The 14,862-nt window shown below is 62.9% G+C and carries 10 protein-coding genes; 2 read left to right on the top strand and 8 right to left on the bottom strand.

Annotated features, from left to right (window positions below; translation table 11 throughout):
• Positions 1 to 6: 6 nt before the first annotated feature.
• From HNQ71_RS04295 to HNQ71_RS04310, 4 genes are all read right to left on the bottom strand, one after another.
• Entirely contained in the window at positions 7 to 1,626 is a 1,620-nt protein-coding gene (locus HNQ71_RS04295) for an ABC transporter ATP-binding protein (protein ID WP_184871324.1), read from the bottom strand.
• 1 nt (position 1,627) lies between these two features.
• A complete protein-coding gene (locus HNQ71_RS04300; RefSeq protein WP_184871325.1) occupies positions 1,628 to 2,749 on the bottom strand; it encodes an ABC transporter permease in 1,122 nt (373 codons plus the stop codon).
• The gene (locus tag HNQ71_RS04305; protein WP_184871326.1) at positions 2,742 to 3,665 is read right to left on the bottom strand and encodes an ABC transporter permease subunit; all 924 of its coding nucleotides are present in this window, start codon (positions 3,663 to 3,665) and stop codon (positions 2,742 to 2,744) included. The genes HNQ71_RS04300 and HNQ71_RS04305 overlap by 8 nt, the downstream gene beginning before the upstream one ends.
• A gap of 163 nt (positions 3,666 to 3,828) precedes the next feature.
• Positions 3,829 to 5,421: a peptide ABC transporter substrate-binding protein gene (locus tag HNQ71_RS04310; RefSeq protein WP_184871327.1), complete on the bottom strand. Its 1,593-nt coding sequence runs from the start codon at positions 5,419 to 5,421 to the stop codon at positions 3,829 to 3,831.
• A gap of 369 nt (positions 5,422 to 5,790) precedes the next feature.
• On the opposite strand from HNQ71_RS04310, the gene HNQ71_RS04315 reads away from it, so the two are divergent.
• Both HNQ71_RS04315 and HNQ71_RS04320 read left to right on the top strand, forming a co-directional pair.
• A complete protein-coding gene (locus HNQ71_RS04315; protein ID WP_210333732.1) occupies positions 5,791 to 6,246 on the top strand; it encodes a TadE family protein in 456 nt (151 codons plus the stop codon).
• The gene (locus tag HNQ71_RS04320) at positions 6,247 to 8,013 is read left to right on the top strand and encodes a Tad domain-containing protein (protein ID WP_184871328.1); all 1,767 of its coding nucleotides are present in this window, start codon (positions 6,247 to 6,249) and stop codon (positions 8,011 to 8,013) included.
• 56 nt (positions 8,014 to 8,069) lie between these two features.
• On the opposite strand, the gene bglA is transcribed toward HNQ71_RS04320, so the two are convergent.
• Genes bglA through glgA form a run of 4 tightly spaced genes read right to left on the bottom strand, consistent with a single transcriptional unit; the run spans position 8,070 to position 14,807 of the window.
• A complete protein-coding gene (gene bglA / locus HNQ71_RS04325) occupies positions 8,070 to 9,695 on the bottom strand; it encodes a beta-galactosidase BglA (RefSeq protein ID WP_184871329.1) in 1,626 nt (541 codons plus the stop codon).
• Entirely contained in the window at positions 9,682 to 11,718 is a 2,037-nt protein-coding gene (gene glgX, locus HNQ71_RS04330) for a glycogen debranching protein GlgX (protein WP_184871330.1), read from the bottom strand. The genes bglA and glgX overlap by 14 nt, the downstream gene beginning before the upstream one ends.
• Positions 11,719 to 11,729: 11 nt before the next feature.
• The gene (locus HNQ71_RS04335) at positions 11,730 to 13,358 is read right to left on the bottom strand and encodes an alpha-D-glucose phosphate-specific phosphoglucomutase (protein WP_184871331.1); all 1,629 of its coding nucleotides are present in this window, start codon (positions 13,356 to 13,358) and stop codon (positions 11,730 to 11,732) included.
• A 3-nt stretch (positions 13,359 to 13,361) separates the two neighbouring features.
• Complete coding sequence (glgA, locus tag HNQ71_RS04340) at positions 13,362 to 14,807, bottom strand: glycogen synthase GlgA (RefSeq protein WP_184871332.1); 1,446 nt, start codon at positions 14,805 to 14,807, stop codon at positions 13,362 to 13,364.
• Between the last annotated feature and the right edge of the window lie 55 nt (positions 14,808 to 14,862).

Below are 14,862 nucleotides of genomic sequence, written 5' to 3' on the forward strand. Positions count from 1 at the left end.
TGAGCCTCAGGCGCTCAGTCTGAAGCGTGTGACGTCGATCGCTGCGGCCATCAGCGTCTGTGTGTAGGCGTGCTGGGGATTGCTAAAGATCGCCTCCGTCGGCCCCTCCTCAACGATCTTGCCTTGCTTCATGACGATGATGTAGTCGGCCATGGCGCGCACGACCGAGAGATCGTGGCTGATGAAGAGGTAGGACAGTTCGTGGTCGGCCTGCAGCTTGCGCAACAGTTCGACGATCTGCTTCTGCACCGAGCGGTCGAGCGCCGAGGTCGGCTCGTCCAGCACCACCAGCTTGGGCTTCAGGATCATGGCCCGGGCGATGGCGATGCGCTGCCGTTGCCCGCCGGAGAATTCGTGCGGGTAGCGGTTGCGGGCGTTGGGATCGAGGCCGACTTCGTTCAAGGCCTCGACCGCGCGTTGATCGCGCTGCTTGCCCGACAGGTTCGGCTCATGCACCAGCAATCCTTCGGTGATGACCTGGCCGACGGTCATGCGCGGCGACAGCGAACCGAACGGGTCCTGGAAGACCAGCTGCATCTCGCGCCGCAGCGGCCGCATCGCCTGTCGGTTGGCAGTGGAAATGTCGCGATCGCCGAAACGGATGACGCCATCGCTCGGCAACAGCCGCAGCAAGGCGCGGCCGAGCGTCGATTTGCCCGATCCGGATTCACCGACAATGCCGATGGTCTGGTTGCGCTGCAGCCGGATCGAGATGTGGTCGACGGCGCGCAGCATCAGCGGCTCGCCAGCAAGAAACCCGCCGCCGATCCTGAATGTCACTTCGACATTCCTGCCTTCGAGCACCACCGGGGCACTGGCGGGCGGGGGCGCCTTGCTGCCGGTCGGCTCGGCCGCCAGCAGCATTTTCGTATAGGCATGCTGCGGATTGACGAAGATGGCCTCCGCCTCCCCCTCCTCGACGACCTCGCCCTGGCGCATGACATAGACGCGGTCGGCGAAGCGCCGGACGATGCCGAGATCGTGGGTGATGAAGACGATCGCCATGCCGAGCTTGCGTTGCAGCTCGGCCAGAAGCATCAGGATCTGCGCCTGGATGGTTACGTCGAGCGCCGTTGTCGGCTCGTCGGCGATCAGGATGTCGGGGTCGTTGGCAAGCGCCATGGCGATCATGACGCGCTGGCGCTGGCCGCCCGACATTTCGTGCGGATAGGATTTCATCCGCCGCTCCGGATCGGGGATGTGCACGAGGCGCAGCAGCTTGAGCGCTTCTTCGTGCGCCTCGGCGGCATTCAGGCCCCGATGCCGGCGAATCGGTTCGATCAGCTGGTTGCCGATCGAATAGAGCGGATCGAGCGAGGTCATCGGCTCCTGGAAGATCATGCTGATCTTGGCGCCGCGGACCTTGTTCAGTTCGGATTTGCTCAAGGTCAGAAGGTTGCGGCCGCGATAGTCGACACTGCCGGTGGCTTCGCCATTCGATGCCAGCAGGCTCATCGCCGCCATCATCGTCTGGCTCTTGCCGGATCCGGATTCGCCAACCACGGCAACGGTTTCGCCCGCATCGACGTGGATGTTGATGCCCTTCACCGCCTCGACCGCGCCGTCGAGCGTGCGGAAGCGGACGCGCAGGTCCTTGACGCTGAGGATCGTTTCGGAAGCAGCCATCTCAGCGGTCCTTGGGGTCGAGCGCGTCGCGCAGGCCGTCGCCGACGAAATTCAGGGCGAACAGCGTCGAGACGAGGAAGAAAGCGGGAAACAGGAGCAGCCAGTTGGCGGTGCCGATGTTCTTGGCGCCGACCGAGATCAGCACGCCCCAGCTGGTCATCGGCTCCTGCACGCCGAGCCCGAGGAACGACAGGAAACTCTCCAGGATGATGACCTGTGGCACCAGCAGCGTCATGTAGATCACCACGGGACCGAGCAGGTTGGGAATGACGTGGCGCAGCAGGATGCCGCGCTGGCCGACGCCCATGGCTTCCGCCGCCTGGACATATTCCTGGCGGCGGATCGACAGCGCCTGGCCGCGCACGATGCGGGCCATGTCGAGCCACAGCACGGCGCCGACGGCCAGGAACATCAGCACGAAGTTGCGGCCGAAGAACACCACCAGCATGATGACGAAGAAGATGAACGGTAGCGAATAGAGCACATCGACGATGCGCATCATCACCTCGTCGACCTTGCCGCCGGCAAAGCCGGCCGCAGCGCCGTAGACCACGCCGATGACCACCGCCACGACGCCCGCGAGCAGACCGATGGCCAATGAGATGCGCCCGGCCATCAGCGTGCGCGACAGCAGATCGCGGCCGGTGTTGTCGGTGCCGAACAGGAAATACTGCTGCTTGACCGAGGCGCTCATCGTCACTTCGAGCCCGTCTGGCGACTTGCTCTCGATCTTGGTGTCGTCAAAGGCGTCGGAACGGTCGAGATAGCGGATGTTGCGGTCGTCGATCGGCTTGGTCGACTTGACGGTGACGAAGACCTGATTGCCTTCCTGCCGCCATTCCTTGATGTCGACCCGCATGCGCTTGATCGCTTCGGTGAGCGCCGTCTCGATCATCTCGGCCTTGGGATAGGGCGACAGGCTTGGCGGCATGCGCACATAGTCGGCATAAATGGTTGTGTATTGATGCGGTACGAACCAGGGCCCGAACACGCTGACGACACCGATCAGGGCAAGGTAATATAGACTGAACATGGCGGCGCGATTAGCCTTGAGGCGCGCCCAGGCATCTCCCCAGAGCGAGCGGCCGATGACGGCGGGAGCCGTGGCTGCAATGTCAGTCATAGCGCACCCTCGGGTCGACGACCGCGTACATGACGTCGACGATCAGGTTGAAGACGATGGTGAAGATGGCGATCACCACCACCGTTCCCATCACCAGCGTGTAGTCGCGGTTGAGCGCGGCATCGACGAAATAGCGGCCGACGCCCGGAATGGAGAAAATCGTCTCGACGATGACCGAGCCGGTCAGCAGCGCCGCGGCTGCGGGGCCGGTGAAGGAGACGATGGGCAGGATGGCGCCGCGCAGCGCGTGCTTGACCACCACCGACCAGTCGGACAGGCCGAGGGCGCGGGCGGTGCGGATATGATGGGATCGCAAGGATTCGATCATCGAGCCACGCATGAGCCGGGCGACGATGGCGATCTGCGGCAGAGCGAGCGTCAGCACCGGGCCGACCTTGTTGATGAAGGCGCCATCGCCCCAGCCGCCGATCGGCAGGAGCTTCCAGGTCAGCCCGAACAAAAGCTGGATCACCGGTGCGATGACGAAGGTGGGGATGGTGCTGCCGGCGGTCGCCAGCGCAATCACCGTATAGTCGCCAAGCTTGTTCTGGTTGAGCGCGGCAACGGTGCCGAGCACGGAACCGAGCAGAAGTGCAAGGAAGAGCGCCGAGGCGCCGAGCTGAACCGAAATGGGCAGGCCCTTGGCGAACAGCTCAGTGACGGTGAAATCCGGCATGTTGTAGCTCGGGCCGAAATTGCCGCGCAGCAGATTGCCGAGATAGTGGACAAATTGCAGCCAGAGCGGGTCGTTGAGGCCGAACTGGGCTTCGAGATTGGCCCTGATCTCGGGGCTTAGTCCCCGCTCCTGGTTGAAAGGGCCACCTGGCGCGACGCGCATCAGGAAAAACGCCATGGTCACGATGACGAACAGCGTCGGAATGGCGGTCAAAAGCCGCCTTAATACATATCGCAGCATCGGTGCCCCGCTTGATCCAGAGCAGCGCGCGTCCATTTGGACGATTGCGCTCTAGCTTTCAAATCTTCGCACCGACATGCCGAAAATCGATTCCGGTTCCCGGGCCGATGCGATGGCAAACCAGCGCCGCCGCGCATTGGATGCGCGGCGGCTTGGCCAGGGATCAGTCCTTGCTGACGAAGCGCGACGGATGCACATCCATCACGTTGTCGACGAAGCCATGCAGCTTCGAGGAAACGATATCGTGGTAGCTGTAGTAGAGGAGCGGAATCTGGCCGACGTCGTCGACGAGGATGCGCTCGGCGTCGGCGAGTTCCTTCATGCGCTCTTCGGGCTTGCCGCCGGCGGCGGCAGCCTTGTCCATGGCCTCTTCGTATTTCGGGCTGTTGTAGTTCGAATAGTTGTTGCCGCTCGCCTTGCGCGAGATGCCGAGGAAGGTTTCCGGATCCTTGTAGTCGGCGATCCAGGCGGCACGCGCCACGTCATAGTTGCCCTTCTGCTCGAGGAAGGAATAGTGGGTTTTGGTGTCGGTGTTGAGCAGGGTGACGTCGACGCCGAGCGGCTTCAGCTGTTCCTGTATGGCGACCGCGGTGTTCTTGTGGTTTTCCGAGGTGTTGTAGCGGATCTCCATCTTCAAGGGATGCTCGGGCGTATAGCCGAGTTTTTCGAGGACCTTCTTGGCCGCGTCCTCACGGTCGATCTGCGGCATCTCGGCATACTTGGCCATTGCCGGCGTGTAGCCCTCAATGCCGGGAGGCACCATCGAATAGCCAGGCAGCATCGAGTTCTGCCAGACCTTTTCGGCGATGAAATCGCGGTCGATCGCCATTGAGATGGCGTTGCGCAGCTCGACATTGTCCCAAGGCGCCTTGTCGGTCTTAATCGCGTAATAGTAGGTGCCGAGATACGGCCCGACGTGGATCTGATCGCCAAACTTGGTCTTGAGGTCGGCGAGCTGTTCCGTCGGCAGATCGTCGTAGCTGTCGAGTTCGCCAGCCTCGAAGCGCTTCATCGCCGATGAGCGGTCTTCGGTCGGAATGTAGTTGACCACGTCGAACTTGACGCTCGCGGCGTCCCAGAATTTCGGATTCTTGACCAGCTTCATGTGGTCGTTGGGAACCCACTCAGCCAGCGTATAGGCGCCGTTGGACACCAGATTGCCCGGCTTGATCCAGTCGGCGCCGAGCTTTTCGATGGAGGCCTTGCTGACCGGATAGGTCGCCTGGTGGGTGAGCATCTCGAGGAAGTAAGGCGTCGGCGCCTTCAGCGTCACCTCCAGCGTGTTGGCGTCGATCGCCTTGACGCCCATGTCCTCCGGCTTGCCCTTCTTGGTGTTGACTTCCTCGGCGTTCTTCACAGGATAGAGCATGGAGGCATATTCAGCGCCGGTCGCCGGATCTTCCAGGCGATGGAAGGCGTAGACGAAATCATCTGCCGTCACCGGGCTGCCATCCGACCACTGGCCGTCCTTGCGCAGCTTGAACGTATAGACGGTGCCGTCGTCCGATACAGTCCAGCTCTCGGCGGCACCTGGAATGAGGTTGGCCTTCTGGTCCTGCATCACCAGGCCCTGGAACAGGTCGCGCAAGACATTGGCTTCATAGACGGTCGAAGTCTTGTGCGGATCGACCGATTCCGATTCGGCGGCGGTGCCACGGTTATAGACGCTCTCGGCGAAAGCCGGCGTGTAGAAGGTGCCTGCGGCCAGCGTCATGGTGGTGGCGAACACAGTCGCCTTCAGCATGTTTTTCAGCATGAAGTTCTCCCTGTCGGCGCTGCCGTCGGCGCGCCCTTAAGTGTTGACGCCCCGGAGCCGATGTCTGACCCCTTTGAGCGCGCCGCCGGTTCCCTTCCTGCGGCTGGTGCCCAGACACTAACGCGGAGAATTTTTATTTCAACAGACTCTCTGGGTCACCCAAAGTAAGGCGGGACGAAAACTGTGTCGTGACGGCCGAAACACCAGCCGAAACCAGAAGCTTGACTTGGTTTCCTCACCTCGACGCCATTCTTCACCGGGAACATGTGGCCGCGCCAGTTTGCCGGAATGTGTTAATGCGTTCTTAAGCAACCAGAGGTTACATTACGGCTACCTTCTATACGATTCTATCTCAGACGCGTGGCAGTCATGAGTACCCGGTCAAGTAAATCAATAAGAATCCGGCAGATAACACGGAACTTTCAAGAAGAATCCGGTACTTCGGCGGTTGAGTTCGCCCTGCTCTCGCCCATCTTCATCCTCCTGCTGCTCGGAATGGTTGCATACGGTATATATTTTGGCGCCGCCAATTCGATCCAGCAGATCGCGGCGGATGCGGCCCGCACCGCAATTGCCGGACTGAACCAGACCGAGCGCCAGACGCTGGTCGCCAGCTTCGTGACCAACAATGCCGGCGGATATCCCTTCGTGGATGCCAGCAAGTTGACCTACCAGGCCAACGACAGCACGGCCGACGGAAGCCAGTTCGTGGTCTCCATACAGTACGATGCCCGCAACCTGCCGATCTGGAATCTCTTCCCGGGCATCGCCATGCCGGGCAACACGATCAAGCGTCAGTCAACGATAAGGGTCGGGGGCATCTGAATGCTGCTGCGGGCCTGCAATGCGATCGGCCAGCTCGCCCGATCGATGCTGGCCGACAGACAGGCTAATTTCGCCGTGATGACGGCCTTGAGCGCGCCGGTCGCGCTGGCGCTGGCTGCGGTGGCCATCGACGAAGCCTCGATCTATGCCGAGCGCCGCGAAGCCCAGGCAATGGTGGACCTTGCCGCGATCACGGCCGCATCGAACATCCCGAACGTCGACGCCGCTGTCGTGACCACGCTGACCGACAACGGCATGCCGGGCATAGTCGTTCAAGGCTCGGGAGAAACGATCGCGCCGGCCGTCGGCAAAACCGTCGTGTCGGTCACGCCCGGGCGCTACGCCGCATCAACCGCCACCGTCAGCCAACGCTTCCAGTCCGGCGTAACGCCCTACAATGCCGTCCACGTCACCCTGAAGAAAATCCCTGCCCGCTATTTCGCGAGTTCGCTGCTCCCCACTCCCGTCATCGGCACCGAGGCCACCGCCAGCATGACACCGCAGGCGACGTTCTCGGTTGGGTCGAGGTTGCTCAGCGTCAACGGCGGCATTCTCAACGCGCTCCTCAGCGGGCTGCTCGGCGGCAACATCTCGCTCAGCGTCATGGACTACAACGGGTTGATCTCGGCCGATGTCAGCGTGCTCTCGTTCATAGACGGGCTTGCCACACAATTGAGCCTGACCGGCGTCACCTATTCGGACGTGCTGGCATCGAAAGCGACCGTCGGCCAGATCGCCACCGCCATGGCCAACGTGCCCGGGCTTGGCAATACGGCCAAGGTGGCGCTGCAGTCGATCGCGTCCAAGTCGACCAGCACTTTCAAGATCCCGCTCAACAAGCTCGTCGATCTCGGCTCCGTCGGCAGCCTGGCCCTCGGGCAAAGGCCAGCCGGCCTTGGAGTGGACGCCAGCGCCATGGGCATGCTGACCGCTGCCGCCGTGCTGGCGAACGGCACCAACCAGGCCCAGGTCAATCTCGGAGCCACCGTACCCGGGCTTCTGTCCACCGCGCTGACCATTGCCATTGGCGAGCCGATGCAATCCTCGCCATGGCTTGCGGTCGATGGCATCGGAACCGTGGTGCGCACCGCCCAGACGCGCATCAAACTTGTGGCCAGCGTCGGTGTCGGCACGCCCGGTCTCGGCGGCGGTATCAGCCTGCTGGCCGTCAATCTGCCGCTCAATGTGGAAGTCGCCTATGCCGAAGCCAAGCTGACCGACATCACCTGTCCGACCGGGCCTTCCAGCATCAATGTTTCCATGGCCGCGCACCCGGGTATCGCCTCGCTGCATCTGGCCAACAGCAACAGTTCAGGCTTGGGCGACTTCAGTCAGCCGCAGACGTTCACCGACGCAGAGATCGCCGATGTGAGCCTCCACCTGCTGCTGATCAACATTCCGCTGATACAGGTGATGGGTTCCGCCGCCACCGCGATCACCAACAACAGCCCGACGACGCTGACCTTCAATGCGACCGACATCGCCAACAAGACGGTCAAGACCGTTTCGACGCGCAACATCTCGCAGTCGCTGACCACGTCGCTGGTCGGCAACCTGTCGCTTTCGGTCAATGCGCTCGGTCTCGGGATCGATCTGACCGCCCTGCTCGCAACGGTCAAGCCAGCAGTCGTGGCCGTGCTGAACGGCGTAACGGCGCCGGTCGACGACCTGCTCTACAACGTGCTTTCAGCGCTTGGCGTCGGCGTCGGCCAAGCCGATGTGCGCGTCACCGGTGCGACCTGCGGGCGCGCGGTTCTCGTTCAATAAGGCATTTGCAGCCCAAGTGGATCACTTGCGTCGCAAGCGGCGGCTGAGACGCCAAATCAGCTCAGCTGACCAAGGAAACAGCCAATCGCCGACAGCGAGATCTGGCCCTCTTCAACAACCCCGGTGCCACCGTCAATAGCCACGACAGCTCCGGTGTCCAGCGGCAACGGCCAATACGCCGGCTCCTCGGCGAAGTTGAAGACACAGAGAAGTTTCTCACCGCCGTCTTCGCGGATGAAGGCGAGAATTTCGTCTTCCGCGTCGAGAAACCGGATCGAACCGCCGACCAGTGCCGGATGGCCTCTGCGCAAAGCGAGCATGCTCCGATAGAAGGCGAGCACCGAGGCCGTGTCGGCGTTCTGGACGTCGACCGCGCGGGCGCGATGGCTGGCCGGTATAGGCAGCCACGGCTTGCCGGTGGAGAAGCCCGCATTGTCGGCACCGGCCTCCCAGACCATCGGCGTGCGACAACCATCCCTGCCATTGACGCCTGGCCAGAAGCGGATGCCGACGGGATCGCGCAGATCCTCGAAGGCGAGTTCCGCCTCCTCCAGGCCGAGTTCCTCGCCCTCGTAGAGACAGATCGATCCGCGCAGGCAGGAGAGCAGCATGATCGAGAATCTTGCGACCGTGTCGGGATCGCTGCCCGGCCTCGTCCAGCGGCTGACATGGCGCACCACGTCATGGTTGGAAAACGCCCAGCAGACCCAACCGTCGGACACGGCTGCCTCGAAGGCTTCGACGCAGCCCCGCACATGCGCCGCCGAGAACTGTGGGCCAAGCAGGTCAAAGGTGTAACACATATGGAGCTTGTCGCCGCCGGTGGTGTAGGCGGCGAGCGTCTGCAGCGAGCGGCCTTCATCGCCAATTTCGCCGACGGCGGCGCGGTCCTCGTACTCGTCGAGCAGCGCCCTGAAGCGCTTGAGGAACACCAGGTTTTCCGGCTGTGTCTTGTCGAACAGATGTTCCTGGTAGAGGTAGGTGTTGGTCTCGCTGTTGGTGCCGGCGACGCTCGACGCCAAGGGTGGATTGCTGCGCAGCCAGCGGTCATGGACATAGTAGTTGACCGTGTCGAGCCGAAAGCCGTCAACGCCACGCTCCAGCCAGAACCGCACCGTTTCCAGAAGCGCGTCCTGGACCTCCGGATTGTGGAAATTCAAATCCGGCTGAGAGGCGAGGAAATTGTGCAAGTAATATTGCCGGCGGGTCGAATCCCACTCCCAGGCCGGGCCACCGAAGACAGAGAGCCAGTTGTTGGGCGCGCCGCCATCGGGCTTGGTATCGGCCCAGACATACCAGTCGGCCTTGGGGTTGTCGCGGCTGGCGCGGCTTTCGACGAACCATTCGTGCTTGTCGGATGAGTGCGACAGCACCTGGTCGATGATGACTTTCAGGCCGAGCCGGTGCGCCTCGGCGACCAGCGCATCGAAATCCTCCATGCCGCCGAACATCGGATCGACGGCGCAATAGTCCGACACGTCGTAGCCCATGTCAGCCATCGGCGACTTGAAGAAGGGCGACAGCCAGATGGCGTCGACACCAAGCGAGGCGACATGCTCCAGACGGTTGGCGATGCCGCGTAGATCGCCGCTGCCGTCGCCGGTCGTATCCTGGAAGGAGCGCGGATAGATCTGATAGATGACGCAGCCACGCCACCATCCGATCCGGTCACCTGCCGCCATTGCGCTTCTCCCTTGTGCCGGCCCGTGCGGCTGCGCGTTCGATCATGAAGATCACCGTCCGCCCCGATACCGGCCGCTCGATGTCGGCCGCCTCAGCCGTTTCGATGGCCGGCTCCCAGAAAAATCCCTCGCGCTGCGGCAGCGTGAACATGCAGGCCCGACGATCGCCGTTGACGAGCACCGCGAGACGGCGTTCGTCATCGGTTGCGCCCCCCAGGATCATGACCAGACGGTGCCGCAGCGGATCCTGCCAGCTGTGTTGGTCGAGCGGCGAGCCTGTTTCGGTCAGCCATGCGACGTCCGGCATGTCGGAATCAGCTGGTGGCTGGCCCGTGAGAAAGCGCGCATCGGAGAGTGCCGGCACCGCTCGGCGCAGCGTCGAAAGCAGCGCCGTGTAACGCTCCAGCCCCTGGTCGCGCCCTGCCCAGTCGAGCCAGGTGATCTGGTTGTCCTGCGCATAGGCGTTGTTGTTGCCCTTCTGGCTGCGGCCGAATTCGTCGCCGGCCGTCAGCATGATGGTGCCGCGCGAGGCAAACAAGGTGGCGAGCAGCGCGTGCTGATCGTTGAGGCGCGCCATGGCTACGGCCGGCTTGTCCGCATCACCTTCTACGCCATTGTTCCAGGACAGATTATCATTGTGGCCGTCCCGGTTCTGCTCGCCATTGGCCTCGTTGTGCTTGCGCTCGTAGCGTACGATGTCGGCCAGCGTCATGCCATCATGGGCGGCGATAAAATTGACCGCGCGGCTGGCGCTTTGTCCGTTCGTGGCAAACACATCGGACGAACCGGCGAGCCGGGTCGCCAGTGCACCGACCACGCCGGCGTCGCCGCGCCAGAAGCGTCTGACGTCGTCGCGATACTTGTCGTTCCATTCGAGGAAAGGCGGCGGAAAGTTGCCGAGCTGATAGCCATCGGGACCGATGTCCCAAGGTTCGGCGATCAGCACGCGATCGGCCAGCAGCGCGTCCTGGCCCATTGTCTTCAGCAACGGCGCCTCGGCGTCGAATGTGCCTTCGACGCGTCCCAGAATGGGCGCCAGGTCGAAACGGAAGCCATCGACACCGGCATCCCGGACAAAATGGCGAAGGGTGTCGAGGACCATTTCCCCAGTGATCGGGTGGTCGCATGCCACCGTGTTGCCCGTCCCGGTGTCGTTGACCAGCCTGCCGTCCGGCGTGTGCCGGTAATAGGCCTGGTTGTCGAAGCCGCGTAGCGACAGCGTTGGCCCGAGCCGGTCGCTCTCGCCGGTGTGGTTGAAGACAAGATCCAGAATGACGCCGATGCCGGCCTGCCGCAGCGCGGCAACCGTGTTTCGCAATTCCATGATGCCGCCCGGTGCAAGGCGTGGATCAAGCGCCATGAACGTGACGGGATTGTAGCCCCAGGCGTTGCGCAGCCCGAGCGGCGGCAGGTGCCGCTCATCGATCGACGCCGTCACCGGCATCAGTTCGACGGCACTGACGCCAAGCTTTTTCAGGTGCTCGATAACCACGGGATGAGCGAGAGCAGCGACCGTGCCTCGCAACTTCTCCGGAATGTCCGGATGCAGCATGGTGAAGGCGCGCACCGGCACTTCGTAGATCAGGCCGCCGGGCTGGAACAGCGGCGGCACAGCCGGCACGGGTTTTGGCAAGGCTGCGGCAACCGCCTTCGGCATCAGCGGCGCGGTATCGAGGCCCTCGCCCCGGCGCCGGGTCAACCGCCAGTCATAGGCGTACGGCCTGTCGATTTCGAGGGCGTAGGGATCGGTCAACAATTTTTCGGGGTCGAACCACAGGCCGCGATCCGGCGCATAGTCGCCATCGGCGCGAAACCCGTAGCGGATACCGGGGCCAAGACCAGCGACGAAGAGCGCATGCACGCCGTCGCCTTCGGGCTGTAGCTCAAGCCTTTCGATTTCCCGGTTGCCCTGGTCGTCAAAAATCGAGACCCAGAGCCGGCGGGCGGCTTGCGACCATGCGGCAAAGCGAATGCCGCCCTCCGAAACAAGTCCGCCAAATCGCGGCCGCTGATCGGCCGGCATCGCAGATTTCATTAAGTGATGACACTCGGCTTGGCGCGGCCGGTATGGCTGCGAATCCCGGCAATATCATCGGCCGCCGATATCAGATCGGCAAGGGCGGCCTGGGTATCGAGATCGTGCCGCGACTTGTCCGGCTCGTAGCGCTCGATATAGACGCGCAAAGTCGCGCCCGACGTGCCAGTGCCCGAAAGCCGGAAGACGACGCGCGAACCGCCCTCGAACAGCACCCTTATGCCCTGGTGTTCGCTGGTCGAACCATCGACCGGATCGTGATAGGCAAAGTCGTCGGCACTGGCGATCGTCATGCCGCGCACCTTGGTCCCCGGCAATGAGCCGAGCTTGGCGCGGAGTTCGTCGATCAGCGCGTTGGCACGGTCACTCTCGACCTCCTCATAATCGTGGCGCGAATAGTAATTGCGGCCATAGGTCGCCCAATGCTCGGTGACGACCTGCTTGCAGCTTTCGCCGCGCGCGGCGAGGATGTTGAGCCACAGCAGCACCGCCCACAGGCCGTCCTTTTCGCGGACATGGTTGGAGCCGGTGCCGGCACTTTCCTCGCCGCAGATCGTCGCCATGTCGGCGTCGAGCAGGTTGCCGAAGAACTTCCAGCCGGTCGGTGTTTCATAGATGCCGATGCCGAGTTTTTCGGCGACACGATCGGCCGCGCCGCTGGTCGGCATCGAGCGGGCGATGCCCTTCAGGCCTTCGCTGTAGCCGGGCGCCAGGCGGGCGTTGGCGGCAAGCATGGCGACCGAATCCGATGGGGTGACGAAAATGCCCTTGCCGATGATCAGGTTGCGGTCGCCGTCGCCATCGGATGCGGCGCCGAAATCCGGCGCGTCCGGCCCCATCATCTCGTCATAAAGATGCTTGGCATGGACGAGGTTCGGGTCCGGATGGTGACCGCCGAAATCGGGCAGCGGCTTGAAGTTGCGGCAGGTGCCGTTGGGCGCGCCAAGCCGGTTTTCCAGGATCTCCTTGGCGTAAGGGCCGGTCACCGCGTGCATGGCGTCGAAGCGCATGCGAAAGCCGTATTTGAAATTGGCGCGGATGGCGTCGAAATCGAACAGGCTTTCCATCAGCTCGGCATAGTCGGTGACCGGATCGATGATCTCGACCGTCATGCCGCCGGCCTTGACCGTGCCGATCTTGTCGATGTCGATCGCCTCGATATCGGTGGTCTTGAAGCTCGCAATCGTCTTGGTCTTTTCGAAGATCGCGTCGGTCAGCTTTTCCGGCGCAGGACCGCCATTGCCGGCATTGTACTTGATGCCGAAATCCTCGTGCGGGCCGCCCGGATTGTGGCTGGCCGACAGGATGATGCCGCCGAAGGTCTTGTATTTGCGGATGACGTGCGAGGCGGCCGGCGTCGACAGGATGCCGCCCTGCCCGACCATCACCTTGCCGAAGCCGTTCGCGGCGGCCATGGCGATCGCCTTCTGGATCACCTCGCGGTTGTAGAAGCGGCCGTCGCCGCCGATCACCAGGGTCTTGCCCTTGAAACCGTCGAGCGCGTCGAAGATCGACTGGATGAAGTTCTCGGCGTAGTGCTCCTGCTGGAACACCGGCACCTTCTTGCGCAGGCCCGACGTACCGGGTTTCTGGTCGGAATAGGGTTTGGTGGGGACGGTCCGTATCATGCTTCAGGCAACCCTTTTCGAAAGCAGCAAGCGATAGAGTTCGACATATTTTTCGGCGCTCTTGTCCCACGAGACATCGGCTTTCATGCCCTGGCGCTGCAACGATTCCCAGACCGCCGGGCTGGCATGTGCGTCGACGAGCCGGCGAATGGCATGCAGCAAGGCGCCGGCATTGTTGGGCGCAAACTGGAAGCCGGTCGCGACGCCTGCCGAAACGGCAGCCTCGTTGGCATCGATGACCGTATCGGCCAGGCCGCCGGTGCGGGCAACTAGCGGCACGCAGCCATAGCGCAGGCCGTAAAGCTGCGTCAGCCCGCAGGGTTCGAAGCGCGAGGGAATGACAATGGCGTCGCAGCCGCCTTGCATGATGTGCGACAGCCCTTCGTCGTAGCCGATGACGACGCCGATGCGGCCGCGATGCCTGGCCGCGGCGGCAAGCAGCGCGCCTTCGAGGCCGGCATCGCCCGAACCCAGGATGGCCAGCCGCGCGCCCCTGGCAACGATGCCGTCGACGACCATCGCCAGTATGTCCATACCCTTTTGCCAGGTCAGGCGGCTGATGACGCAGACGATCGGGCTGTCGTCGCGCTCGAGGCCGAAGCGATCCTCCACGGCAGCCTTGTTGGGCGCGCGCGCCTTCAGCGTCGCCGCCGTATAGGCGGAGACCAGATGCTTGTCTGTTTCCGGGTCCCAGATGCCGGTGTCGATGCCGTTGACGATGCCATAGAGATCGCTGGAGCGCATGTTGATGAGGCCGTCGAGACCCATGCCGAATTCCGCCGAGCGGATCTCCTGCGCATAGGTCGGGCTGACGGTGGTGATTGCCCAGGCTGCCTGCAGCCCGGCCTTGAGGAAGCCGACGCCGCCATAATATTCGACGCCGTCGAGCGCCATCGCCACCGCCGGCAAACCAAGTTCGCCGAAGATGCCGGCGCCGAACTGGCCCTGGAAGGCAAGGTTGTGGACGGTCATCATCGAGGGGACGCCGACCGCCTTGCCGTAGCGCATGTAAGCCAGCGTCATCGCCGACTGCCAGTCATGGGCATGGACGATGTCGGGCTGATAGCCCGAGATGGCCCCGCCGGCGATGTCACCGCCGACCTGGCTCAGTGCCGCAAAACGTCGCCAATTGTCAGGCCAGTCGACGCCGGTCGCATTGCCATAGGGGCCGCCGGGACGGTCGAACAGATGCGGTGCGTCGAGCACGAACAGTTCGAGCCCGGCGAGCTGGACGGAATGGACGGAAGCCTTGGCGCCCTGCAGCAAGGGATATTGCAGAACGGCCTTCTTTTTCTTGAAGGCCGCCATCACGGTCGGAAAGCCGGGAATGAGCGTGCGCATAGTCACGCCCTTGGCCGCCAGCGCGATTGGCAGGGCACCGGTTACGTCCGCAAGCCCGCCGGTTTTGATCAGCGGAAAAATCTCGGGCGTGACCGACAGAACCTGCATGCGCCTACAATCCGATCCTGTCTGTCCTAGAGCCCTTTGTCTTGACCCAATTCCG

This window comes from Mesorhizobium sangaii (assembly GCF_014207355.1).
Lineage (GTDB): Bacteria > Pseudomonadota > Alphaproteobacteria > Rhizobiales > Rhizobiaceae > Mesorhizobium > Mesorhizobium sangaii.